Source organism: Vibrio sp. 378 (genome assembly GCF_033339435.1).
Window position 1 is genome coordinate 1 of sequence record NZ_JAWOUO010001010.1, and the last position, 551, is coordinate 551.

General features: G+C 50.1%; 1 protein-coding gene and 1 pseudogene. Both read right to left on the reverse strand.

The annotated features are described in order from the left end of the window. On the reverse strand, window positions 1-300 hold a 300-nt coding region (locus tag R7Q48_RS30075; RefSeq protein WP_318134063.1), incomplete at its 3' end, for an FtsW/RodA/SpoVE family cell cycle protein. Then, window positions 300-551, reverse strand: a pseudogene (locus R7Q48_RS30080) (penicillin-binding transpeptidase domain-containing protein); the annotation flags it as partial. The gene R7Q48_RS30075 and the pseudogene R7Q48_RS30080, both read right to left, overlap by 1 nt.

The window sequence follows — 551 nt, forward strand, 5'->3', positions numbered from 1 at the left end:
CTCCCAGCCCTCACCAAACAACCGTACGCCAAATAGCAAAACTACACCGGCGATCAACATTAGTGGCGCCAGGCTGTCCTCCGTTCTTGGAGAAAGCTGAGCCAGAACCACCATCACGACAAGAGACAATACCATGCGCATTGCTTGGCGATCCATCATCTCCAAACTTTGTCCGCTGGCACTGTACATGATCACAAGACCAAAACCCATTAAAGCAAAGATGCCGAGTAGGAGGGGCAAGTCGATATGGAAGCGCTCAAACAAGGCGCGGTTTTTACCTGTAGAGGGATCCATCTTCATTAGCGTGTAACCTCTTTTTGCGCGTTGGTTTTGTCATCTTCTGGTTTGATTTCTTCTGGGCCAAGTACCACTCGGTCAAAGATTTTTCTCGCCATTGGACCACCGTTACTTGAGCCACCGCCTGCGTTTTCTAGCACGAGAGTAACGATAACTTTTGGATCGTCAAACGGAGCAAAGCCCGTAAACAGGGCGTGGTCACGCAAGTGTTCCGCGATTTCATCTGCGTTGTATTCTTCGTTCTCGCCCAAGCC